This is a genomic window from Paenibacillus sp. VTT E-133280, from assembly GCF_002264385.1.
GTDB lineage: Bacteria > Bacillota > Bacilli > Paenibacillales > Paenibacillaceae > Paenibacillus_AQ > Paenibacillus_AQ nitricinens.
On the sequence record NZ_NFUX01000045.1, the window covers coordinates 17,239 to 40,798 of the forward strand.

At 44.0% G+C, this 23,560-nt stretch carries 18 protein-coding genes; 12 read left to right on the plus strand and 6 right to left on the minus strand.

Translation table 11 applies throughout. The features are described from left to right. Positions 1–44: 44 nt before the first annotated feature. Complete coding sequence (locus CA600_RS19020) at positions 45–1,907, minus strand: LTA synthase family protein (RefSeq protein WP_094872060.1); 1,863 nt, start codon at positions 1,905–1,907, stop codon at positions 45–47. 283 nt (positions 1,908–2,190) lie between these two features. Between CA600_RS19020 and CA600_RS19025 the strand changes: the two genes are divergently transcribed. Both CA600_RS19025 and CA600_RS19030 read left to right on the plus strand, forming a co-directional pair. Further along, positions 2,191–4,497 (plus strand): helicase C-terminal domain-containing protein, encoded by a 2,307-nt coding sequence (locus CA600_RS19025; protein ID WP_179281664.1) that lies wholly within the window; start codon positions 2,191–2,193, stop codon positions 4,495–4,497. Positions 4,498–4,550: 53 nt separating this feature from the next. Beyond that, a complete protein-coding gene (locus CA600_RS19030) occupies positions 4,551–5,519 on the plus strand; it encodes a Gfo/Idh/MocA family protein (RefSeq protein WP_094872062.1) in 969 nt (322 codons plus the stop codon). 76 nt (positions 5,520–5,595) lie between these two features. Here CA600_RS19030 and CA600_RS19035 read toward each other — a convergent pair whose 3' ends face one another. Then, positions 5,596–6,279 (minus strand): CidB/LrgB family autolysis modulator, encoded by a 684-nt coding sequence (locus CA600_RS19035; RefSeq protein WP_042192587.1) that lies wholly within the window; start codon positions 6,277–6,279, stop codon positions 5,596–5,598. Next, entirely contained in the window at positions 6,273–6,647 is a 375-nt protein-coding gene (locus CA600_RS19040) for a CidA/LrgA family protein (RefSeq protein WP_094872063.1), read from the minus strand. Before CA600_RS19040 ends, CA600_RS19035 begins: the two co-directional genes overlap by 7 nt. 113 nt (positions 6,648–6,760) lie before the next feature. On the opposite strand from CA600_RS19040, the gene cidR reads away from it, so the two are divergent. From cidR to CA600_RS19075, 7 genes are all read left to right on the plus strand, one after another. After that, on the plus strand, positions 6,761–7,675 hold the full coding sequence (cidR, locus tag CA600_RS19045) for a cidABC operon transcriptional activator CidR (protein ID WP_094872065.1): 915 nt from the start codon (positions 6,761–6,763) through the stop codon (positions 7,673–7,675). A gap of 129 nt (positions 7,676–7,804) precedes the next feature. Beyond that, positions 7,805–8,044 carry an aspartyl-phosphate phosphatase Spo0E family protein gene (locus CA600_RS19050; protein WP_256989909.1) on the plus strand — a complete coding sequence of 80 codons (240 nt, stop codon included), beginning with the start codon at positions 7,805–7,807 and terminating at the stop codon, positions 8,042–8,044. Between the two features lie 196 nt (positions 8,045–8,240). Further along, positions 8,241–9,641, plus strand: coding sequence for a DNA-binding protein (locus CA600_RS19055; RefSeq protein ID WP_094872068.1), 1,401 nt, complete (start codon positions 8,241–8,243; stop codon positions 9,639–9,641). Between the two features lie 355 nt (positions 9,642–9,996). Further along, a complete protein-coding gene (locus CA600_RS19060) occupies positions 9,997–10,443 on the plus strand; it encodes a MarR family winged helix-turn-helix transcriptional regulator (RefSeq protein WP_094872070.1) in 447 nt (148 codons plus the stop codon). Next, a complete protein-coding gene (locus tag CA600_RS19065; RefSeq protein WP_094872072.1) occupies positions 10,436–12,196 on the plus strand; it encodes an ABC transporter ATP-binding protein in 1,761 nt (586 codons plus the stop codon). The genes CA600_RS19060 and CA600_RS19065 overlap by 8 nt, the downstream gene beginning before the upstream one ends. Beyond that, positions 12,193–14,082 (plus strand): ABC transporter ATP-binding protein, encoded by a 1,890-nt coding sequence (locus CA600_RS19070; RefSeq protein ID WP_094872073.1) that lies wholly within the window; start codon positions 12,193–12,195, stop codon positions 14,080–14,082. The genes CA600_RS19065 and CA600_RS19070 overlap by 4 nt, the downstream gene beginning before the upstream one ends. A gap of 212 nt (positions 14,083–14,294) precedes the next feature. Beyond that, on the plus strand, positions 14,295–16,523 hold the full coding sequence (locus CA600_RS19075; protein ID WP_094872074.1) for an MMPL family transporter: 2,229 nt from the start codon (positions 14,295–14,297) through the stop codon (positions 16,521–16,523). 149 nt (positions 16,524–16,672) lie between these two features. Here CA600_RS19075 and CA600_RS19080 read toward each other — a convergent pair whose 3' ends face one another. The 3 genes from CA600_RS19080 to CA600_RS19090 all read right to left on the minus strand — a co-directional run bounded on the left by CA600_RS19080 (position 16,673) and on the right by CA600_RS19090 (position 19,779). Further along, entirely contained in the window at positions 16,673–16,990 is a 318-nt protein-coding gene (locus CA600_RS19080) for an antibiotic biosynthesis monooxygenase (RefSeq protein ID WP_042131428.1), read from the minus strand. 411 nt (positions 16,991–17,401) lie between these two features. After that, positions 17,402–18,121: a 3-ketoacyl-ACP reductase gene (locus tag CA600_RS19085; RefSeq protein WP_094872075.1), complete on the minus strand. Its 720-nt coding sequence runs from the start codon at positions 18,119–18,121 to the stop codon at positions 17,402–17,404. Positions 18,122–18,231: 110 nt separating this feature from the next. After that, on the minus strand, positions 18,232–19,779 hold the full coding sequence (locus tag CA600_RS19090; RefSeq protein ID WP_094872077.1) for an FAD-dependent oxidoreductase: 1,548 nt from the start codon (positions 19,777–19,779) through the stop codon (positions 18,232–18,234). Between the two features lie 157 nt (positions 19,780–19,936). On the opposite strand from CA600_RS19090, the gene CA600_RS19095 reads away from it, so the two are divergent. From CA600_RS19095 to CA600_RS19105, 3 genes are read left to right on the plus strand one after another with little or no spacing between them, the layout of a single operon-like run. Continuing rightward, positions 19,937–21,295 carry a spore germination protein gene (locus CA600_RS19095; protein WP_094872079.1) on the plus strand — a complete coding sequence of 453 codons (1,359 nt, stop codon included), beginning with the start codon at positions 19,937–19,939 and terminating at the stop codon, positions 21,293–21,295. Further along, positions 21,295–22,395, plus strand: a complete 1,101-nt coding sequence (locus CA600_RS19100) for a GerAB/ArcD/ProY family transporter (protein WP_094872080.1) — start codon at positions 21,295–21,297, stop codon at positions 22,393–22,395. The genes CA600_RS19095 and CA600_RS19100 overlap by 1 nt, the downstream gene beginning before the upstream one ends. Next, a complete protein-coding gene (locus CA600_RS19105) occupies positions 22,392–23,489 on the plus strand; it encodes a Ger(x)C family spore germination protein (RefSeq protein WP_094872082.1) in 1,098 nt (365 codons plus the stop codon). The genes CA600_RS19100 and CA600_RS19105 overlap by 4 nt, the downstream gene beginning before the upstream one ends. The last annotated feature ends 71 nt before the right edge of the window (positions 23,490–23,560 follow it).

The window sequence follows — 23,560 nt, forward strand, 5'->3', positions numbered from 1 at the left end:
TCTCCGGAAGGTGGCCTTTTTTGAAATCTTATTTTATGAATGGCTTATGGTTCAATTGGTTTGTCTGGCAGTTGCGTAATATAGCTATGGGAGAGCTGTAAAAGTCTCAATGCTCGGTTGTATTCATCCTCAGTGGCAGACGGTGCTTTTCCATTCTTATCGATTGAATATTGAGTGTTGTCTTCAAAGCTGTTACCCGGAATAAGCAGTCCTGAACTGGAAATGAAAGAACCGGAAGGTAAATAATATCGCTCTGGCAGCAAATTATAAGTCTGACTGAGTAGATCTTGACCGAAAACCAGGTTATTCTCTAATGAAATTCCAAGAAGACCAGCAGCAGTTGGCATAATATCCACTTCGCCACCGACTTGCTCTAAGGTCTGTGGTGCTGTGCTGTCTCCTGTATGGATGAGCAGAGGAATGTTTAACATATCCGCATAGGAATATTCATGACCATAAATTTCAGTCATTAATTGCTTATCATCATGATCGAGAGAATAAATAGGCAGTCCCATATGGTCTCCATAAATCATGATTACGCTGTTATCCCATACGCCATTCGCTTTAAGCTCTTCTACGAAATGTCCGAAGGCATCATCCGCATAGTTCTGGGAACGGATATAGTCACCCACAAAAGTACCTTCGTAACGCTCTGGAAGCTTCATACGGTATTTTTCCTCAGGGATTGTGAATGGATGATGCGCTGACATCGAAATGACCTGAGCGTAGAAAGGTTGACCCTCGTTGCTCATTTCTTTCAGCTTGTCGGCTGTTTTACTATAAAGCGTATCATCAGAAGCACCGAAGAAGAAGACATCATCTTCCCCAAAAAATTTACGATCATAATAATGATCAAAGCCCAGCGATTCGTACAGCTCACCGCGGTTCCAAAACTCTACGACATTGGTGTGGAAGGTTGCGGTCTGATAACCATTGTCTTTTAGCAAGCGTGGCAGACTTGGAAGCACCTTATCCACATAGGACATGGTTGCTGCTCCGCGTGGAGGGATGTAGGCTGAAGTGTTCACTACGAACTCTGCATCCGACGTATTCCCTTGACCGACCATTTGATAGAAATTAGGGAAGTAGAGACTATCCTTCATTACCTTGTTCAGGTTCGGTGTAATCTCTTGCCCGTCTAGCTGAAGACCCATCAAAAAGCTCTGGAAGGATTCCAATTGAATGATAATAAGATTTTTGCCTTTAGCCGTGCCATGAAGTGGAGAACTAACTGCAGTATTAATTCCCTTCACTTTGTTGATGGCATCTTGTGTAATGTCACTTGATTGCACAAGTTCTGGTTCTTCTTTAGCAAAGATCGTATAGGCTTCATAATTAAGAATACCCATCTCCTGAGCTTTTTTAATTTCGTTCATACTGGCCTTATTAGGCAAAATATTGAACAAGCATAAGCCAAGTGAGACTGCGAATATTACGCTATACTTTATTTTTCCGTTACGACGGTTGATATTTTCCTTTTTATAGATCCGGCCTTTCTTATTAAAGAAGAAATAGCCTCCTAGGACAATGATATCTGTAAAGATTAGCAGGTAGTAAGGGTCCATGAGTGAGAATACGCTGTTGCTGACGGCTGTGACTTGATTCACCTGCTCAGCGGCATGGTAAGTTACAATGACACCATAATATTTAAAATACATAATGGCTGCGAAAAAGATGGCTGTCACTAATAAGTTGACTGTCATGTAATATCCAAGCTTTCGTTTGGAGGCGAACCGCTCAATAATACAGAAGAGCGCCCAGGCAAAAGGGATTTCTGTCAATAATGATTTCCAAGGCAGCACATCATCAAAAATGACGCCCCAAGCCAGAAATGCTTTTAGGATAAAAAGTATTGTGAAAAACACAAAAGGTTTAATGATCCAACGTTTAATATTAAAGGATGACACAGCTTCCCCCTCTTTCTACATGATAAAACGCCATTTCTCAAACAGGACGAAACAGCACCAAGACAAATTGATTCCATAGTAATAAAATTTATTATGCAGGGCTAGCAGAAGAAAGTCAAAAACCGAAAGCGTAAGTATAAGCTTTGTGGAGTGCGTAAAGTTAAACACGCATGGGTGAAAGATGATGTTTATGCTATCCTATGGGGATATACAGCGATTAAAGGACCGAAATAGACATTGGGAACAAAAAGAATATATGGATAATTAAGGGAGGCTAGAATAGTTGGATCGTACTGTAACCCTATCCGTTAGAACGCTCGTCGAGTATGTTTTTCGCAGCGGTAGTATTGAGCCTGGATTTCATGGTACTTCCTCCATGGTTGAAGGAACACGAATACATCAGAAAATCCAAAAGCAATATAAGGAGGGCGACCGCAAAGAGGTCTATCTGAAAACTGAGATCCCTTATGGTACCTTACTCTATATAGTAGATGGACGCTGTGATGGACTGCTTGTTTCGGAGGATGGGAGCCTAACGGTCGAAGAAATCAAATCAACCTCCGGACTGCTGGATATGCTGGAAGAGGGACATGAGGTTCATTGGGCTCAGGCGCTGATGTACGCATATATGGTATCGCTGGAGCAGGAGCTTTCTTCTATTCAAGTAAAGCTTACCTATGTCCACCGGGCTACTGATGAGCAAAAAAGCTTGTACCGAACGTTGTCTTTAGATGAACTGATCTCATTTGCTAATGATACTGTAGCCAGATATGCTCCGTACGCTGAGATGATGGTTCGTCATGAGGCTAAGAAGGAGCAGAGCCTTCGAGAGTTACAATTCCCGTTTCCTTCTTATCGAAAGGGACAACGCCATTTTGCCGGAGCGGTATACAAATCCATCGTAGAAAAGGTCAGTCTGTTCGCTCAGGCGCCCACAGGTATTGGGAAAACAATGTCAACGCTGTTCCCGGTCCTTAAAGCAATGGGCGAAGGACAAGCTAAAGGATTGTTCTATTTAACGGCTAAGACGGTTACCCGTTTTGCCGCGCAGGAAGCCATTTCTCTACTGCTGACACAGGGACTTCAGCTGCATGTCATCACACTTACTGCTAAAGAAAAGAGCTGTTTTCATGATGAAGGGATTTGCGGTAAAGATTCCTGTCCCTATGCGGATGGCTATTATGATCGGATTAATGATGCAGTAATGGATCTGTTAGAGCATGAGACGCTGATGAGCAGAGACACCCTAGCACTGTATGCTCACAAACATAAAGTGTGCCCGTTTGAGTTCTCGCTGGATGCAGCCTATGCCTGTGATGCGGTGATCTGCGATTACAATTATATATATGATCCTCGGATCAGCCTGAAACGGCTAACGGAGGAGAGAAAGAGAGAAACGGTGCTTCTAGTAGATGAAGCGCATAATCTGGTAGACCGGGGACGAGAGATGTTCTCTGCCTCTTTGCTGAAGGCCCCCTTTCTAGAAATCCAGCGTCAGTACAAGGAAGTAAACCGTAATTTGAGTGCTGCAGGTAAATCGGTGAATGCTTTTTTCATCTCCCTTCGCAAAATTTGTAATGAAGAGGGGCAAGGGCAGTGGGCCTCATTCCCGGAGGAGCTGCCAGCCTTGCTTGAGATATTTTCTTTGGAGGCGGAACAGGAACTTATTCACCCTAGCGCCAGCATTGTTCCTCAGAATGGAGAAGGAGAAAATGTTCTCCTGGATACCTATTTTGCAGTTCAAGGGATGCTTCGCACCTTTAAGACCTATGATGAACGCTACATAACCTATGCTGAGGTCCGGCGCGGTGATGTGTATTTGAAGTTATTTAATTTGGATCCATCGCATTTGCTGGGGCAAATGTCTAAGAGCTTTCGAAGTCAGATTCTGTTCTCTGCTACGCTTTCTCCATTATCGTATTATCGGGATATGATTGGTGCGGTGGAGGAAGATTACAGTTTAACGGTCTCATCTCCTTTTCAGAAGGAGCAATGGGAGGTGACCGTGCTGCCTGTCTCCACACGTTATCATGACCGGGAAGCTTCTCTCATCCCGTTAACTCAGGCATTGCATCAAATGGTTTCAAAGAAGGGCAATTATCTGGTCTTTTTTCCTTCATATCTCTATTTACAAAACGTATATCAGGCCTTTACGGAGAATTACCCCGAAGTACGGACTTTGATGCAGGATACAGGCATGAGTGAGCAGGCTAGAGAGATTTTTTTAGCATCCTTTCGTCCAGATAATGACGAGACGTTGTTAGGCTTTGCTGTACTCGGAGGGATTTTTTCGGAAGGTGTAGATTTGCCAGGAGACCGTCTCAACGGGGTGATGGTTGTTGGTGTTGGCCTGCCACAGCTTGGTCTTGAGCGTAATCTACTGCGTCAGTATTTTAATGCCAGAGGTAAAAACGGCTTTGATTATGCTTATGTCTACCCGGGAATGTGCAAGGTATTGCAAGCTGGAGGCAGGCTGATTCGAAGTGAGACAGATACAGGCATTATTGTGCTTGCGGATGATCGCTTTTTGCAGCGTCCTTATATGCATTTGCTTCCCGAAGAATGGAGAGATTATCTTATCCGCTCATAAGAGGGTATAATCTATGAAAAGGTATTCATAATCAATCGGCAGGAGGAAAAAGTATGACATTAAAAGTGGGTATTGTGGGTACGGGTTGGTTCTCTAAGGTACATGCTGATTTACTGGCAGAGATGGATGATGTCCGTTTGCAGGCGGTCTGCGGAAGCAGTAAGGCTAAAGGCGAAGATATGGCACGACCATACGATGCTGCTGGATATGGTGATATTACAGAGATGCTGGATGCGGAGAAGCTCGATGCTGTTTATATTTGTGTGCCTCCACAATCTCATGGTGCGATCGAACGATCATTAATCAAGAGGGATATTCCCTTTTTTATAGAAAAACCGCTTAGTATGACTACTGAAATTCCCGCAAGCCTACTTCAGGATATTAAAGAACATCATTTGTTAACCTCGGTAGGATATCATTTACGCTATCAGGAGAACATTAAGCGTCTGAAAGAAACTTTGCGTGGTGACAAGGTTGGTATGATTATGGGGCAATGGATGGGCGGCATGCCAGGCGTAGCTTGGTGGCGTGATCAGAAGCAATCCGGAGGACAATTCACAGAGCAAACTACACATATCGTCGATTTGGTGCGCTATCTAGCCGGAGAAGTAAAGGAAGTCTACGGCATGTTCGGAAACCGGATTATGCATGAGCAGCATGAAGGTGTGAGCGTGGCAGATGTAGGTACCGTATCCCTGAAGCTTGAAAATGGAATTATTGCTAATATTTCAAATACATGCGTTTTACCTGATGAGGTGGGCAGTGTAGGTCTAAGCTTCTATAATGATCGGGGACTATTGGACTGGAACCCGGATCGTCTCTTGGAAGTGCGAAGCGGCAATAGTACCGAATTTGAGAATACAGGAAACCCATATTTAGTAGAAAGTGAAGCCTTCATACATGCTGTACGGACGGGGGATCGCTCGCGCATTTTATGCGACTATGAGGATGGATACAAAACCCTCAAAGTCACCTGTGCGGCCTACGATTCAGCGCAAAGCGGGTTGCCTGTTAAGTTCTAAGGTTCGATTCATAGAAAAAGGACATGCTACTTTAGATGTACTAAAGTGACATGCCCTTGGCCCAAGCTGGGTTAGCCTAGTGGAGGAATATGGCGAGCAAAGCTGGCGCCACACCTATAGATAACAGCGCGGACAGAATCATCGCAATACTGGAGATGGTTCCGGTCAGTGAACTAAGCTCGAAGGCTTTGGATGTTCCTGTACCATGTGCAGCGGTTCCCAGCGATACACCGCGCGCAATTTCATTCTCAATGCGGAAGATACGAAGTACAGTAGGGCCCATCATTGTACCCAGTATCCCGGTAATAATGACGAAGACTGCTGTGATACTCGGTACACCGCCGATACTTTGCGAGATGCTCATAGCGATCGGTGTGGTTACCGAACGCGGGACCAGACTTGCTGCCAGATCGCCGCTAACATGCAGCCATTTGGCGAGCAGAATGGAAGAGATCACCGCAACTATCGTCCCTGATAGCACGCCTGCCGCAATTTCGGCGGCGTGCTTTTTGAGTACCTTGAAGTTCTTATGCAAAGGGATGGCAAAGGCCATGGTTGCTGGTTGCAGCAAATCCGTCAGCCATTTTCCTCCCGCATTGTATGAGTCATAAGTAATGCCTGTTATAAGCAGAAAGATGATCATAATCACTGGTGTGATGATTAATGGAGAGGTGTAGACTTTACCAGTAGAAGCATAGATACGTTTCGCGAGTAAATACACCGCGACCGTGAGACCAAAGAATAGCAGAGCGTTTAACATGATTCTTTCCGCTCCTTCGCTTTATAAATTCTACTGGTAAGTAATCCGGAACTAGCCATCACAACAAATGTGCCTAAGACGACAACGGCAAGAATACGTAATCCATCCGTTTCCAGAATATTAGCGTATTTCATTACACCTATAGCAGATGGAATGAAGAACAGTAGGAGCTCGGCGAGTAGCCAAGAAGCACCCACTTCTACCCAATTTAGACGAATGACACCGAACTCAAGCAGGAGAAACAATATAATCATTCCGAGTATGCTTCCGGGAATAGGGATATGCAATAATGGGGTCAAAGCGTTGATAAGTAAAGAGAATAACATAAGTCCCGCTACCTGCAGCAAGCCTATAACAATCTTTTTCATAAGGCTTCGCTCCTTTCATGATAATGAAAGTTTACATCAATTGTTTTCATAGGTAAAATGAATAGATCGAATAAATGACATTCCTTTTGTCTATGGATTAGGGGGGCACATAAATGGATATCCGACAATTAGAATATTTCGTTCAAGCGGCACGAATGAAAAGCTTTACCAGAGCTGCTGAATCATTATATATAACACAGCCCACGATCAGTAAAATGATTCGGAATATGGAGGTCGAACTGGAGGCAGACTTGTTCTACCGTGAAGGGAAGAGTGTAAGGCTTACAGACGCAGGGGAAATTTTGTTCACCAAAGCGCAAAATATCGTGGAGTCTTTCGCCAGCTTGTCTTCTGAACTGGATAACTTACGGAATCTGGAGCAGGGTCACATCCGTATCGGTTTGCCTCCTATGGTAGGCGCGAGTTTTTTTCCTTCAGTAATTGGTCAATTTCATAAGCGATATCCACAGGTTACGATTCGTCTGCATGAGGATGGGGCCAAAAAAGTGGAGGAAGATGTAGAAACCGGACTACTGGACATTGGAATGGTCGTATTGCCTGTAGATACAGCCAAACTTCATTGTTTTACCTTTGTTGAAGAGACGCTGAATCTTATTTTGCCTATGGGACATCGGCTGGCCGAGGCAGAGCTTGTTCCGCTAAGTGAACTGGCAGAAGAGGAGTTCGTGCTATTTCGAGAGGATTTTACGCTGCATGATCGGATCATTACGGAATGTGTAAAAGCTGGATTTCAGCCAAAGGTTATATATGAGAGTTCACAATGGGACTTAATCAGCAAGATGGTCGCCGCGGGAATGGGAATCGCATTATTGCCGGAAACCATTTGCCGCGACATGGACCGCTCACGATTGGTAGTTATTCCTTTGACAGATCCAGTAATCCCTTGGCAGCTCGCTATGGCGTGGCGTAGAGATCGTTATTTATCCTTTGCAGCACGGGAATGGATTTCTTTTGCAAAGGGTCTATTGAGAGAACAATACCCAAATGACTTCCCTACGAGTCTATAGAACATCAGAAATAATAACTATTTTATTTTTTGTGGATGTTCTGCAAATTTTTCTTTTTTTTTGAAAATATGTTTTTTGGTATCATGGATTATGATAGGAGGAGATGTTGATAGAGAGAAGGAGAGAGTTGTGACACTATATCAAGGTTCTTCCGAGAAAGCTTATAGAAGAGACTACAGAGAAGATGAGCTGTTTGTGACTATAGAGAGCCTTAGATGCGAATTGCTGGAAGTCGCGGAGAAACGGAGTCTTAGTGACCATGCTGTCCTAGAGCTAAGCGAGCGATTGGACGGTTATATTTTGCTGGCACAACATAAGATGATGGAGAACTTGCGCAGTCGCAAGGCGAGTGCAACAGCTTACTGCTGAAGCTCAAAAGCCGCTAATACCATAAATTAAACTTCGATACATCCATAGAATTACACTATTACGAAGATCCAACCGATAAAGAGGAGAGAAATACGCTCCTCTTTTTGTCGTACAATCTATTGGTTGTACAATCCATAACTTTCACCTATAATGTCAATTAATAGAATCTTTTCAAGTCAAACTTTGGGGGTGCCGAGTGGAGGGAAAGTTAACAACTATACGCTCAGAAATTGAGAAAAATCTGTCCCGCTCCGGCCATAATCTCGCCTCATTTTCAAAAATTTGTGGTCTGAATCGAGGAAGTCTCAGTGCAATCCTGCACGGGAATCCACCGAAGCCTATGTCCCTGGGACAAATAGATGCAATCATTAAAGCCTTTGGTTTTCCTGATGGATGGCTGTATCCACTTTATGTAGATGAATGCTTCAATGAGGAGAAGGTCTCACGCCGCAGGGTAGAGCCCTTTTTAATACGCTGTGCTGAACTGGGCAAGCAACAATGCATTGATGATACCTTAAGCAAGTTATTGGACTATCCTAAATCGCTAGATATCGTTTATTCGATAGCCGAAAAATTGTTTAATAAAGGTAAAATAGATGAATCCATGTTTTTCTATAAGGTTGTAGCAGAAAACGAATCTGATAGTTACTCTGAACGCCTTGCAATCAGTCATTTTCGTATTTTTATGTCAGTTAAGGCAATTGTCGATACTGATGAGAAGTTACGCGGAGTAATTACCTTCGGGCCTTTTAGAGGCCGTCTGCCAGAAAACATGCAATTAGATGGACTGTTAAGGCTGACACAATTATGTTTCGATCTACGCAGATGGAAGCAAATGGAAGGATTTGCGGATGAGCTGAGAGCTTTGGCAAATGCTGTTTATCGTGTGCAAATTCGAACAAAGGAAGACAGACGTCGTGAAGAACTTAGTACTGAACGTCCCCTCGTTGTGTATTATGGTCATGGATATCTACTCAAAGCGATTTCACTAACCAAGCAAGGTCAATATGAAGAAGCTAAGAAGTATACAGCAGGTTATGCAGAACTTGGCTGGTTCGAAATGCTGGATGAGAAAGGTCTAGAAGCTGTAGAGCATTTTCGGTTATTTGCAAAAGCGAACAGCTTTACACTGGAGATGTTGGTGGGTAATGTAACTGTTTTGCCTTCATATACTGCTTTTTTAGCAGATAATCCGGGTGAGATACTTGCAGGACTTATCACTATTATGGATTCTGCCAATCGTTATGGCTTCTCTGCTGAAAGTGTGCTCACACGGTTCTCGCGGGAGATGCAGAGGTTTGAGCAATACCAGGAACCGAATAATGTAGATCGCTTGTATCGTTTGTACTATCAAGTAGCCATGTATCGTATAAACCTTAAACAATATAATATAGGTGTGGATTATATTATTCAGTGTTTGGAATTAGCCATAAGACAGAATAACGGAAAAGACTTTATTAATTGTGTTACTTTATTTGAGACGAACAGAGATTATGCTACTGTTACTCAGCAGGATAGGTATAGAGAATTAGTAAAGGGGGTGAGAAAAAATGAAAAAATCACTATTGATGATGGTCAGCGTGTTAGCATTGTTTAGCTTCATTATTGTTGGACCAGTTGGCTCTGGAAACAGCGGAGGTATCACCACTTACGAGCACGGAGCACTGTACTAGGATTCAATCAATCTATTCAGTATTCTTATAATACAGAGTAATACATATATGAAATTGGACTCCCTTGCCATTGTGCTGGGGAGTTTTCTTTTTCGTAATAATTGATACCGTATTCAAAATTTGACAAAGCGTTGTGCCGAAAATATAATTAGGTAGCCTAAATAATACATTGTTTAATAATTAGCTGACCTAACTAAATTTGAGGTGATAGAAATTGGGATAAACGGAGGAAATACAGAAAATACTGAAAATTCAGTCGCACACGGGCTTTTCGCGGCGATGAAACGGCTGCATAAAGGCCAATGGCAAAAGGGTGTTGAAGGCCATAAGCCGAGTGAGATGACTTTAATGATATGCATTGAAAAATGGAATCATTCTGATGATGAGGGTCTAAAGATATCTGAAATCAGCCGACTCCTCGGATTCACACCTCCAACTATTACGCAATTGATTAATAGTCTTGAGGCGAAACAGATGGTGGAAAGACACGCAGATCCTTCGGACCGAAGAGTCGTACGCGTGAAATTGACGGAGAGTGGAAAAAACCTCACACGAAGAGCAGAGCAATATAGAGATGCAATGCTGGGTGAGCTCGTACAGTACTTAGGTGAAAAAGAGACTAAGCAGCTCACAGAACTATTGCTGAAGGTACATGCTTTTGTTGAGGATAATCCACCACCTAATTGGGATAGGCTACAAATGAACGGAGATGAGAAGCTTGATTAAATTATTTAAACAACTGAAGCCATTTCGAGTAGCTATTGGTGCTGTATTAATTCTTGTGTTCTTACAGTCCATGGGCGACTTATACCTCCCAACGCTGATGTCCGACATCGTCGACAAAGGAATTGTTCAGGGAGATCGTAGTTTTATTTGGAAAATAGGTAGCTTCATGCTTTTAGTTGCAGGGGGCGGGGCTATATGTTCAGTCATTGCCAGCTATTTATCGGCAAAAGTGGCAGCAGGATTCGGTAAACTTACCCGTGCTCGTGTGTTTAACCATGTAGAGAATTTCACGCTGCATGAATTTGATAAACTCGGTACCGCATCTTTAATTACCCGTACAACGAATGATATTACGCAGGTACAGACGGTACTTACTATGATGCTGCGTATGATGATCGGTGCACCGATGATGATGATTGGTGGTATCATCATGGCGGTATCTGAAGATGCGAAATTATCATTGATCTTTGTAGTAGTTATTCCGGTACTCGTTGGCGCAATTTTCTTTATCGGAATGAAGGGATTACCACTGTTTAAAGCGATACAGATCAAGCTAGATAAATTAAATCTGGTGTTACGTGAACATTTGACGGGTATCCGTGTTATCCGTTCATTTAACCGGATTGATCATGAGAATAAACGCTTCTCCGAGGCTAACCGTGATCTGACAGACACAGCGATCAAAGTAAATAAAATCATGGCCGGTTTGATGCCGCTTATGATGATTGTTATGAACTTTTCCATGATCGCAATTCTTTACTTTGGTGGGATTCGAATTGGCGATGGCGATTTACAAGTCGGCTCACTGATGGCATTTATTCAATATGCGATGCAAATCATGTTCTCCCTGATTATGGTGTCGATGATGTTCGTGCTGATTCCTCGTGCTTCAGCTTCAGCCTTACGTATCAATGAAGTGCTCGATATGCGGCCGGAGTTCACAGATCCATCAGAGAGTGAATTGCAAACAACGGCTCAAGCTACTAAAAAAGACGGCCGCGATCATATGCGTGGTTTTGTTGAATTCGATAATGTTTCCTTTTCTTATCCTGGGGCGGAACAACCTGCACTTTCGAAAATTAGCTTTAGTGCTCGTCCAGGTGAAGTTACGGCGATTATCGGTGGTACAGGTTCAGGTAAATCTACCCTGCTCAGTTTGATTCCAAGGTTCTATGATGTTAACGAAGGTGCTGTACGTGTGAACGGAGTAGATGTACGTGAGATGACACAAGAAGAGCTACGGAGCAAAATTGGTTACATCCCTCAAAAAGCGGTATTGTTCACAGGTACGATTAACGAAAACATTCGCTACGGTAAAGAGGATGCTACCGATGAAGAAATCATTCATGCAGCCAAGGTAGCTCAGGCCTACGATTTCGTCTCAGCCATGAAAGATGGGTTTGATTCGGAAATTGCTCAAGGCGGTAGTAATGTCTCCGGCGGTCAGAAACAACGGTTGTCCATTGCACGTGCGCTTGTGAGAAAACCTCAAGTTTATCTGTTTGACGACAGCTTCTCAGCGCTTGATTTCAAAACAGATGCTAAGCTCCGCGCGGCACTCAAAGATGAAACCACGGAATCCACTGTTCTAATCGTAGCTCAACGGGTTAGTACCGTTATGGATGCCGACCGGATTATTGTTATTGATGAGGGTGAAATCGCCGGAATGGGCACTCACCGTGAACTGCTCGCGAGCAGTGATGTGTACCGCGAGATCGTATCCTCGCAGCTGTCAGAGGAGGAAATAGCATGAGTGAACAAAACAATAAGCCTGCAGCTCCACGCGCCCATAAAGGTCCTGGACCTGGTGGCGGACCTGGCATGCGGATGCCTGCAGAAAAGGCTAAAGACTTTAAGGGTACACTTCGTCGTCTGATTAAATATTTAAGACCTCGTATGGTTCAATTAATCATCGTTCTAGTTATGGCTATTGCCAGTACGGTGTTCAGTATTTTCAGTCCTAAGGTTATGGGTAAAGCAACAACTAAACTGTTTGAAGGTGCTTATGGTAAATTAATGGGTGTTGAGGGAGCTTCCATTGATTTTGGATACATTAATGATATCCTGATCATCCTTGCGGGTCTGTATTTGCTTAGTGCTCTGTTTAGCTATATCCAGCAGTATGTAATGGCTGGCGTAGCTCAGAAGGTCGTCTACGACATGCGTGAGCAAATCAACAGCAAGCTGGAACGTTTGCCTTTGAAATATTTTGATTCCCGTACCCATGGGGAAATTCTAAGCCGTGCTACGAATGATGTGGATAACATCAGTACTACGCTGCAGCAGAGCTTAACTCAATTGATTACTTCTATTGTCACCATTATCGGTGTCATCGTAATGATGCTTACCATCAGCCCATGGCTGACTTTGATTACAATTGTTACATTGCCACTCAGCTTCGTTGTGATTATGGCTATCTCCAAGCGCTCGCAGACTTATTTTGTAGGCCAGCAGAAATCACTTGGTCAGTTGAATGGTCATGTAGAGGAAATGTATACCGGTCACCGGATTATTAAAGCATTTGGTCGTGAACCGCAGTCCCTTAAGGATTTCGATGAAATTAACGATAAGCTTTACGACTCTGGCTGGCGTGCCCAATTCATGTCCGGTATGATTATGCCGCTCATGATGTTTATTGGTAACTTGGGTTATGTAATGATTTGTGTAGTCGGCGGTATCTTTGTTACTAAAAAAATGATCGATGTCGGGGATATTCAAGCCTTTATTCAGTATTCCCGTCAGTTCACCCAGCCGATTGCACAAACGGCTAATATTGCTAATATTATTCAATCCACGATTGCTTCTGCAGAACGGGTATTCGAACTTCTGGATGAAGAAGAGGAAGTTAAGGAAGTTACTACTACAGTTGCGAAGCTTGATGATGGTACTCCGGAAGGCTCCGTTGAGTTCCGTCATGTGAAATTCGGATATAAAGAAGATGCGATTCTGATTGAGGACATGAACATTGAGGTTAGTCCAGGTCAGACTATAGCGATTGTCGGTCCTACCGGTGCTGGTAAAACCACTTTGATTAACCTGTTGATGCGCTTCTACGAGCTGAACGATGGGGAAATTATCATTGATGGCGTCAATATTACCAATATGAAACGGAGTGACCTGCGCAGCAAATTTGGTATGGTGCTTCAGGATACCTGGCTGTTCAATGGTACGATCCGCGATAACATTGCTTACGGACGTGAAGGTGCTTCAGAGGCTGATGTGGTGCGTGCGGCCAAGGCTGCCCATGCCGATCACTTTATCCGCACACTTCCGCTTGGCTATAATACGGTGTTAAATGAAGAAGCTTCTAATATTTCACAAGGACAAAAGCAGCTGATCACGATTGCCCGTGCGATTCTGGCTGATCCATCGATCCTCATTCTTGATGAAGCAACAAGCAGTGTCGATACACGGACCGAATTGTTGATTCAAAAAGCAATGAAGGCATTGATGCAAAACAGAACCAGCTTTGTAATTGCCCACCGTCTTTCGACGATTCGAGATGCCGACCTTATCCTTGTTATGAATCAAGGTAGTGTAATCGAGAAGGGCAACCATGAGGAGCTGCTGGCACAAGGCGGATTCTATGCTGATCTCTATAACAGTCAGTTCTCTGAAGGAGATTTGGACGCAGGCTAAATCTAAATTGAAGTAAAGAAAAAAGCAGAACATAAACCCCTCTTTTCACATGTTGCTGATTTTCAATGTGAAGAGAGGGGTATTTTATATGTGGTGAGGTGTTTTGATTTTTCGGAAAAATAAAAAAAGTTTGATTAAAAATTAAAGCATATATATGATAGAATTAAAAATGACCCGCGGCTCATTTCTAAGGCTGCAGGGTAAAGGAGAGGATGAAGGGAATGTCAGGCTACGGAAAATGGGTGGCAGGAAAAAAGACGAAGTGGATTACTCTTCTCGTGTGGATAGTGCTTGTAGGTGCACTTACCCTGTTATGGCCTGCAGTGAATTCTCAGGTTGCTAATAATGCGCCTAACCTCCCAGATGATGCACAGTCGGTACAGGCAGCAGCTATTGCAGAGCAGGAATTCCCTAGTGGAAGCGGAGTGCCTGCGCTGCTCGTATGGCATAGAGAAGGTGGGCTTTCACAAGATGATTTAGTACATATCACTGCTGTGTACAAGAAGTTGGAGCAGCAACCATTGCCCCATCAGAATTTTGTCCCTCCATTAGGACAGCTGCCGCCACAAGCACTACAGGCCTCGTTATCCGAGGATCTTAGTACGCTGGTAACCCCGGTGCTTTTTGATAAAACGGCAGATAGTGATCAGCTCGGCGAAGCTGTGACAGAAATGAAAAAGATCATAAACACGGAGACCGGAGGAGATCCGTCCACTGCTAAGGCGGATGGAAAAGACCTGAGCTTACGTGTTACGGGTCCAGTGGGTATATCTATCGATGCTACTGGACTGTTCCAGAACGCAGACGTTTCCTTGCTGATTGCTACGGTTGTGCTTGTGCTGGTGTTCTTATTGGTGATTTATCGTTCGCCTATCTTGGCGTTTATTCCGCTTATTGCTGTTGGATTCGCTTATGGTATTACTAGCCCGATCCTTGGAAAAATGGCGCAAGAAGGCTGGATCACCGTGGATTCGCAGGCAGTCTCCATCATGACGGTTCTGTTGTTCGGTGCGGGTACGGACTATTGTTTGTTCCTGATTTCGCGATTCCGTCAGCTTCTGAAGATAGAGCAAAGCAAAACTCGTGCCCTGCTTCGTTCCATTACCGATTCTTCAGGGGCTATTGCAATGAGTGGTTTCACCGTTGTGCTTGCACTGTTCGCGCTATTACTGGCTAAGTATGGAGCATATCATCGCTTTGCAATACCGTTCAGTGTTTCGATTTTCATTATGGGAATTGCTAGCTTAACGCTTGTACCTGCACTTTTGGCGATCTTCGGACGGACCTCGTTCTTCCCATTCATTCCGCGCACGCCGCAAATGGAGGTTGAACGGGCTAAGGCTAAAGGGAAACCAGTTCCAGAACTTAAAGTCTCCCATAAAAAAGGGATTGGCGGATTTGTAGTTTCCAGGCCTTGGGCTATCGTAGGAGTGACCGTTATCGGACTGGGGATTCTGGCTTCATTCTCCAGTGGAATCAAGTTTACGTATGATATTCTCTCTTCTTTTCCTAAAAATATGGAGTCCCGCGAAGGGTTCGACCTCATCGGTAAGCAGTTTTCACCGGGCGAACTAGCTCCCGCTAAACTGATTATTAATACTAAGGGGCAAGCGAGTGGAGAGGACCTTAAAGTCATTCTCGGAGGGCTCACGTATGTGGATACGGTTTCTGATCCGCAGCAGGGCGCTGTGAACAAGGATATTCTGGGTTTTGATATCGAATTTAAGAACAATCCTTATTCACTTGAAGCGATGGGGCATATTCCAGCCCTTTTAGAAACGGCAGAGCAAGCGCTGATTGATGTAGGGGTAGAGAGTCCTTCAGATCATGTGTGGGTAAGTGGTCAGACAGCGACTCAGTATGATACCAAAAAAATCGGAGATCGCGACACCGATCTGATTATCCCTGTTGTTATCGGGTTGATCACTTTGCTGTTGTTGATATATCTGCGTTCGATAGTGGCAACTATTTATCTGGTCGGAACAGTTATTCTCTCCTTCTTCTCTGCACTTGGCTTAGGCTGGATTATCATTCACTATGTGATGGGTGCAGATGCTATTCAAGGAGCGATCCCGCTCTATTCCTTTGTATTCCTGGTGGCACTTGGAGAAGATTATAATATCTTTATGATCTCGAATATTTGGAAAAAGCGTAAGACCATGCCGCTTAAGCAGGCGATCGCGGAAGGCGTGAATGAGACCAGCTCAGTAATTACCTCGGCAGGCCTCATTCTGGCAGGTACTTTTGCTGTATTAGCTAGCTTACCGATTCAGGTGCTTGTGCAATTTGGTATCATCACCGCGCTAGGTATCCTACTTGATACCTTCGTAGTTCGTCCGTTCCTTGTGCCCGCTATTACGACACTTTTTGGCCGGTGGGCATTCTGGCCGGGGAAACATCAAGAGGTGGAGCAAGCTTTGCCTCATGTTAGTGAGCAATAAGCGACACACTGTAAAAAACAACAGGGATGTCTCAAAGCCATATCGGCTTAGGGTATCCCTGTTGTTTTTGTCGCGGCAGTCGTACTTTTGTTAATTGTAGACGTAAGTTATACGAATAGCTATTGGGACTAGTCGTCCAATCTCTACACTTAATTGCTGGTGCCAGGTGTTCGGCTGATCATCAGCTTATATTTGTCGATCGAAGCACCAAGAATGGCTTCATTCCCACCAGCACCGCGGTGTGATTGACGGAAGGAGTCACTGGAGGTCCAGCCTTTAAATGCCTCCTCATTCTCCCACATGGTACAGATTTTTAATTCCTCAACACCTTCTTTGGCACTTCCTTGCCAAACCTCCATGCGGACGAATCCTGGCATATCCTGTACACCATTATTTCCTCCAAAACGTTGAGCAATGGCTTCACCATGACCTTCTTTAACTTTAATAGTATTTGTGACTACCAGCATGTTAGGAAAACCTCCGTTCAGTAGTGTGATATCCATACATAAACATTAGGCTGAATATATAATTGCACTTTATACACTTAAAAGCTCTGATTCGTTAGAAAAGAAGCAATAAGTGTATTCTCTGCAACTAAATTAGATGAATCTGGCCAATGGTCGAGAATTTCCTACTTTTAGTTGCACAGAGTGCAATTAAAGTGTGACGGAGCCTCTTTTTACGCTGAATAGATGTACAAAGTGCAACTATCGGTTATTCGAACGTTATTCGAACGTCATTCGAACGTCAAATAGTATCCAGAATTCGAGGTATAGAGGCATTCTATCGCACAAAGTGTAATCAGAGGATGGAGAAGAGCAGTCTTGAGGTTTTCTTCTCCACAAAGTACGGCTGGCGTAGAACCAGCCAGCTCTGTTTTATTGCGGATTCGTGGTCCAGAGTCCTGCTGTTTTTAGGAAGACACGATCCGGGAGCTTCAAGGCTGTTAAGGCCAATTCAGCTACATCCTCAGGCTGCATCATGCGGTCTTCGTCACCGATCTTAAGTCCAGCGTTGGAAGCTAGTCCAGTGTTTACAGTGCTTGGAGTCAAGGCTACGACGCGGATGTTGTGCTTACGCACCTCTTGTGCGAGGGCTTCGGTCATGCCCATCAGTGCAAACTTGGATGCGCAATAAGCCGAGCCTGTCGCGAAGCCACGCTCTCCGGCGGTAGAAGAGATATTGATGATATTTCCACCATTTTTCTCAATCATAGCTGGCAGCGCAGCGCGAGTTACATAATAGGTCCCGTAAAGATTGACTTGGATATGGCTTTCCCAATCGGCGGGGTCCATTTCTACTAATGTGCCGAATTTTGCAATTCCGGCATTGTTAATCAATGCGTCAAATGGTCCTAGCTCATTTTGCAGGTAAGCAACCGCACGTTCAGCCTCTTCGCGTACAGCGATATCCGCTACGGCAATGCTGACTTTCACGTCGTATACTTCCGTTAAAGCTGATTTTAACGCTTCGAGATCGCCTGAAGTTCTGGAGATCAGGCCCAAATTAGCACCTTCCTTAGCTAGTGCCATGGCTAAGGATTTGCCGATCCCTTTGCCCGCACCCGTAATCACAACACTCTTTCCTCTCAAATCCATCTCTAACGTCACGCTCCTTTAAACATTTTTGAAGCTAATGCTTCATTCATGTCCTATTATACCTGAATGCTATACGGCATTCACAACCGCCCCTGCCAAAGGACCTCAATTTATTCGTAAAGCTTCGTCAGTGGCACCGATGCAGGTCCTTCCAATACTTCTCCATCATAGGAGAAACGGGAGCCGTGGCAAGGGCAATCCCAAGAACGATCGCCGTCGTTCCATTCGCATTCACAGCCCATATGCGTACAAGTTCTGTCCACCAGATGAAGTTTACCTTCTGGATCTTTGTAGGCGCCAACCCGTTTGCCGTCATGGAAGACAACGGCTCCTTCGTCTGCCTCCAGGTCACTTGTCTTTTTATGGACGATCTCAACTTTTCCCGCTACAAGCTCTTTTGCCACATTGGCATTTTGAACGAAGAAGTTCTTTAGGCTGGCGCCAACTTTGAAGCGGGATGGATCGTATAGCTCTGTATATGGATTATCTTTGCGCTGAATCTGATCCGAGATGATTTGAGCGGACAAGGTACCGCTTGTCATGCCCCATTTTCCGAATCCCGTAGCGATATAAATCTCTTCGTTGTCTGAAATCTTGCCGATGTAGGGAACCCTGTCCAGGGTAATTAAATCCTGTGCCGACCAGCGGTAAGGGATCGATTTGATGCCCAGCAAGTGACCTGCGAACAGTTCCAGATTCTCATAATGACCTATCGTGCAGATGCCTTGGCCTGTCTTATGATTCTCCCCACCTACGATAACCAGAGGATGTCCTTCCCACTCCACAGCACGCAGAGAACGGGTTGGTTCGCTGGCGCTTAAATACATTCCACCCTCAAAATCCGTTTCGGGCTGGATCGCCATACAATAGGAACGTTCAGCATGAAGTCGCGAGAAATATAACGCACCTCCATCGTAGAAGGGGAAATGAGAAGCCGACACAGCGTAACGGCAGGTGATGCGGTGGTCATTCTTTTCTGTAAAAAGCGTAAGCTTATCGTTCTTCTCCACCTTGTCCGTCATCATCGTATGCTCATAGATCACGCCACCTTTTTCCACGATAACCTTCAACAAGGCCTTCAGATATTGCAGGGGGTGAAAACGAGCTTGTCCTGGTAATTTAATCGCACCGCTCGCCATCAGAGGGATAGATACGTTATCCAGCCATTCACCGGGCAGACCCAATTGTTCATAGGCTTTATACTCTTCTTCCAACTCTTTAAGCGTTTTATGATCTTCAGCATCCGCGTATAGATAGGCTGCTTCACGTTTCATGCCGCAAGACACTTCAAGTTCTTCAGCTGTATTTATGATCCAATTCATAGCCCTATGATTTGATTGATAATAGAGAAGGGCGTTCTCTTTTCCGAAATGCTTCATCAAATGATTGTAGATTAATCCGTGCTGGGCAGAGATTTTGGCGCTTGTAAACCCCGTAGTACCGCTGAGAATTTCCCCTGCCTCCAATAGCGTGACCTTGTATCCAGCTTTGCTTAAGAGATAGGCTGTAGTAATGCCTGTAATCCCGCCGCCGATCACTGCGACATCTGTAGTAATATTTTCAGTCAGCTTTGGAAAAGTCGGTAAATCCGTAGTGTCTCTCCATAATGATTCAGGAAATTGCGGGAGACCTTGCGTTATTTTACGATGTGGATCCATCTTATTATCCCTCCATCTATACAATACTCATTTCATTTATTACCACAGACCCGTTAAAAGAAACTCTGTGTTCATATGTGTAGTGCATGAATTCAGAGAAATAGTGCCAAAATAAGGTGGCATCCGGGAAGCGCAGGATAATTAGGAGGGATGATCCATGTCAGTTCAACAGGATAAGCACGATGTTTCTCTGGAATGGATCAAGGGTGAATTGGACGGATTCGCCGATTTAATCGAAAGGACGCTCGTAGCGCCTTTTGGGCAGATCAACTTAATTTATATTAAAAGCGTTACAGATTCGCAGACACTCAGTCGCCATGTGATTACACCATTTTATGAGATGGGCGATACTAACGCTTACCTTGATTACATTACGACGTATCCGGGCACGGAAGAAGAGACTACGAATGAAACAGCGATCAATCTTTTGCTTAGCGGATATGTTCTTCTTAGCATAAATGATGTGATTTGTTTTTATGACGCAATGAGTACGGAAAGTAGTGGTGTCAGTGAAACGTCTGCAGAAAGCATTTCTCAGGGACCTTCAGATGCGCTAACGGAGGATCTTGCGGTGAATCTGAACATGATTCGTCGGCGCTATCAATCCACTAATCTCAAAATGGAAACCATGGTCATCGGCGATGTCTCCAAAACAAAGGTGGCAATCCTATATGATACTAAGCGTGTTGATCATAATGTGTTAGAGGAATTAAGGGAGAAGATGAGTACCCTAAAGGTTGATATTTTGCAGGCTATGGGAGAACTTGAGAAATTTATAAGTAGTGACAGTCTGAGAATATTGCCCAAGTCCATTGTGACCGAAAGGCCTGATAGAGTCGTATTTAATTTGTCTGAAGGAAAAGTAGCGATACTCCTGGATACAACGGGATATGCGATAGTGTTGCCTTCCATATTTAACGATTTCTTTACATCCATGGATGATAAAATCCAATTTCCTATTGTGGGTCGGTTCTTAAAGCTACTCCGGATTATCGGTGTGTGCATGACGTTGTGGCTGCCTGCGATCTATGTAACACTTACCTCTTATAACCCCGAGATTATTCGTGTACAGGTTGCACTGCTCATTTCAGGTAGTCGTGCGACTGTGCCCTATCCATCTTTTGTAGAAGTGCTCTTAATGCTTATGATGATGGAATTTCTGACCGAGGCGAGTTTACGGCTTCCCAAGGCGATTGGTCCTACGGCCACGACGGTCGGAGGTCTAATCTTGGGTCAAGCAGCTACGGCTGCAGGGCTTGTAGGTAACATTATGATTATATTGGTCTCGGCCGTTGCAATATCCAATTTTCTGATTCCGTTGAATATGATGAGCTTGTCGATACGCGTGCTGAAGTACATTTTTCTTATAGCTGCCGCTGTTCTAGGGATGGTTGGTGTAGTGATCTGTGTGGTGGGGTTCGCGATGTATCTATGCAATCAACGGAGTTTTGGGCAACCCTATTTCAGATTGTTTTTTCTTGATAACTTTGGTAAGAAGAAGGGCGGGAAATATTGATGGCCAAAAGCCGTTATTTCTACTGTCTTTTTCTGATGAACAGCTTGATTAATATCATTAATTTTGTTCCTAGGGAACTAATAGACAGACGTTTTTCAGGTGCTTTGATATCCATTCTAATTGGGACGATCTTTGGCACTTTGTTTGTTTATATATTTACTGTATTGATTGCTAAGTTCCCCGGAGAGGGTTTTCCAGAAATATTTTACTCTTTGCTTCCTAAGAAGTTAGCCAGAACCTTGCTACTCCTTTTTGCTGGTTTATGGTGTATGGCCGGTGGGGTTACGCTACTTTCTTTTGTAGATATCACGCTGCGGTTTATCAGTCCGGATTCGAGTCCTTATACTGTTGTGATCAGTTTTTTAGTCCTGGTCTGCATCTGCTGTCGTTTCGATTCTCTATCCATCTTGTATGGGCTTGAAATCATTCTCAGCGTAACCTTACCGTTAATTATTTATGGCCTCGTAAAAGCATTGACCAATCCGGACTTCAATTGGGATTCTGTTCTGCAGGTCATTACATACTTCTGGCATAAGCCGGACCTAATGAGCCTTTCGGCAGCTACCTTTTCTTTTAGTGGTTACTTAAACCTGGCTATATTTAATCGGGTATTTCATGGGCTGAAGCTAAAGCATGTTTGGATTTTAGGGGTGGAGGGACTGCTCGTACTTCTCTTAACCTTTTTGGTCCCTATCGGTTACTTTGGAACCATTGCAATTGATAGACATGTGTATACATGGTTCTCGACGGCCGACAGTATTCGGATGGAATCCTTTATTATTGAACGGATGCTGTTTATTTTTTATTTTGCCTATTTGAGTTTATCTCTGGTGAGTGTAATTGTTCATTGGCATGGAGGTCTAGAGCTTTTTAAAGGTGCCGTTTCATCTGTAAAAAAACAGTCCCCAAAAGCAGAGCAATGGAAAGAGTGGAGCATCCTAGTCTTGTTTAGCGCAATGGTTCTGTCCTTAATGGGGCTGAATCAATATCAACTTAACATGTTTGGTGCCTGGTTTCTGCAAATTCGCTGGTTTGGTGAGATGTTCATCATCGCTCTGTTATTTTATTGTTATCGCAAAGTTAGGAGGGGGAACCTGTGAGAAGATTCCTTGCCGGAATTGGGATTACCTTATTCCTTCTTCTTTCTGGTTGTGACTTCAAGGAGATTGATTTGCGGATTTTTGTGCTGGCGATCGGCGTTGATCAAGGTGCAGAAGAAGGCAATTTTAAGATTAGCTTGAAGCTTGCCATCCCTCAAGGGGATGTTACCAAGATTGATGAGAAGATGCAAATATTGACTGAGGAGTCTCCGAGCATTTCGGAAGCGCTTCGTAGAATGAAATCCAGAGTGGAAAAGGAGCTTGATTACTCCCATTGTAAATCGATTATTTTGGGGGAGGGGGTTGCGCGTAAAGACATTCTACATGTTATGGATTGGGCTGTGCGACGTAGAGATATGCAGCTTATTCTTAATTTCGCAATAGGGCGTCCGGAAGCACTTCAGGTTCTACAGGTAAGACCCCAATCGGAGCGGATCCCATCAAATTCTCTTATTCTGGCGATGAGTGGACAAGGCACGGAGTCTCCATTTATTTCTAGTGTATATTCCTTTCAGCTGATGAGAAATATTTATGAGAAGGGAATTGATCCGATTCTACCGATTATCGAGGCAAGAGGGGATAAGGAGTTTTTAATAAATAAAATTGCTCTGCTTAATAATGAGAAAATTAAAATGGTTCTTACTCCCAACGAAACACGGTTATATAATCTGCTGTCGCGCTCGAACTTACGAACTAATTTGCCGGCCCATTCAGAGGGAGTTATGTATCAGTACTACACAGAGAGATCGTCCTCAGACTACAAAATTCTGACGCCAGAGCACGGGAAAGCTACTATTCGATATCATATTAAGATTAGAGGGATTCTCGAAGAAAGTAGCAGTCCGGATCTGGTGACTAATGGTAAGTTGGAGGGGATTGCGGCAGCCGGGGGAAGAGAACTGGAACAAGATATATTATCGTTATTGACTAAAATTCAAGCTAGTGGTCTGGATCCATTTGGGTGGGGTCTGCACTATGGAGCCAGGCATTTTAATAATGATACCGAAATGGAAGTGTGGAAGGGGCTTTATGCGGGTCTCGATTTTCAGGTCAAAGCTGACGTTGACATCAAATATTCTGGATTGATTAAGTAGCTGAGAGAGTAAACAGTGGATAAAAGTGGGATTGACGTTCTTACGTTCGCGATTTATACTTGATCTAAAAA

Excerpts from the sequence above, each read along its gene's own strand:
- CA600_RS19070 (WP_094872073.1), top strand. The coding sequence starts at position 12,193 with ATGAGTGAACAAAACAATAAGCCTGCAGCTCCACGCGCCCATAAAGGT.
- CA600_RS19090 (WP_094872077.1), bottom strand. The coding sequence starts at position 19,779 with ATGGATCCACATCGTAAAATAACGCAAGGTCTCCCGCAATTTCCTGAA.
- CA600_RS19040 (WP_094872063.1), bottom strand. The coding sequence starts at position 6,647 with ATGAAAAAGATTGTTATAGGCTTGCTGCAGGTAGCGGGACTTATGTTA.
- CA600_RS19100 (WP_094872080.1), top strand. The coding sequence starts at position 21,295 with ATGGCCAAAAGCCGTTATTTCTACTGTCTTTTTCTGATGAACAGCTTG.
- CA600_RS19075 (WP_094872074.1), top strand. The coding sequence starts at position 14,295 with ATGAAGGGAATGTCAGGCTACGGAAAATGGGTGGCAGGAAAAAAGACG.
- CA600_RS19060 (WP_094872070.1), top strand. The coding sequence starts at position 9,997 with ATGAAACGGCTGCATAAAGGCCAATGGCAAAAGGGTGTTGAAGGCCAT.
- CA600_RS19035 (WP_042192587.1), bottom strand. The coding sequence starts at position 6,279 with ATGTTAAACGCTCTGCTATTCTTTGGTCTCACGGTCGCGGTGTATTTA.
- CA600_RS19085 (WP_094872075.1), bottom strand. The coding sequence starts at position 18,121 with ATGGATTTGAGAGGAAAGAGTGTTGTGATTACGGGTGCGGGCAAAGGG.
- cidR (WP_094872065.1), top strand. The coding sequence starts at position 6,761 with ATGGATATCCGACAATTAGAATATTTCGTTCAAGCGGCACGAATGAAA.
- CA600_RS19030 (WP_094872062.1), top strand. The coding sequence starts at position 4,551 with ATGACATTAAAAGTGGGTATTGTGGGTACGGGTTGGTTCTCTAAGGTA.
- CA600_RS19095 (WP_094872079.1), top strand. The coding sequence starts at position 19,937 with ATGTCAGTTCAACAGGATAAGCACGATGTTTCTCTGGAATGGATCAAG.
- CA600_RS19080 (WP_042131428.1), bottom strand. The coding sequence starts at position 16,990 with ATGCTGGTAGTCACAAATACTATTAAAGTTAAAGAAGGTCATGGTGAA.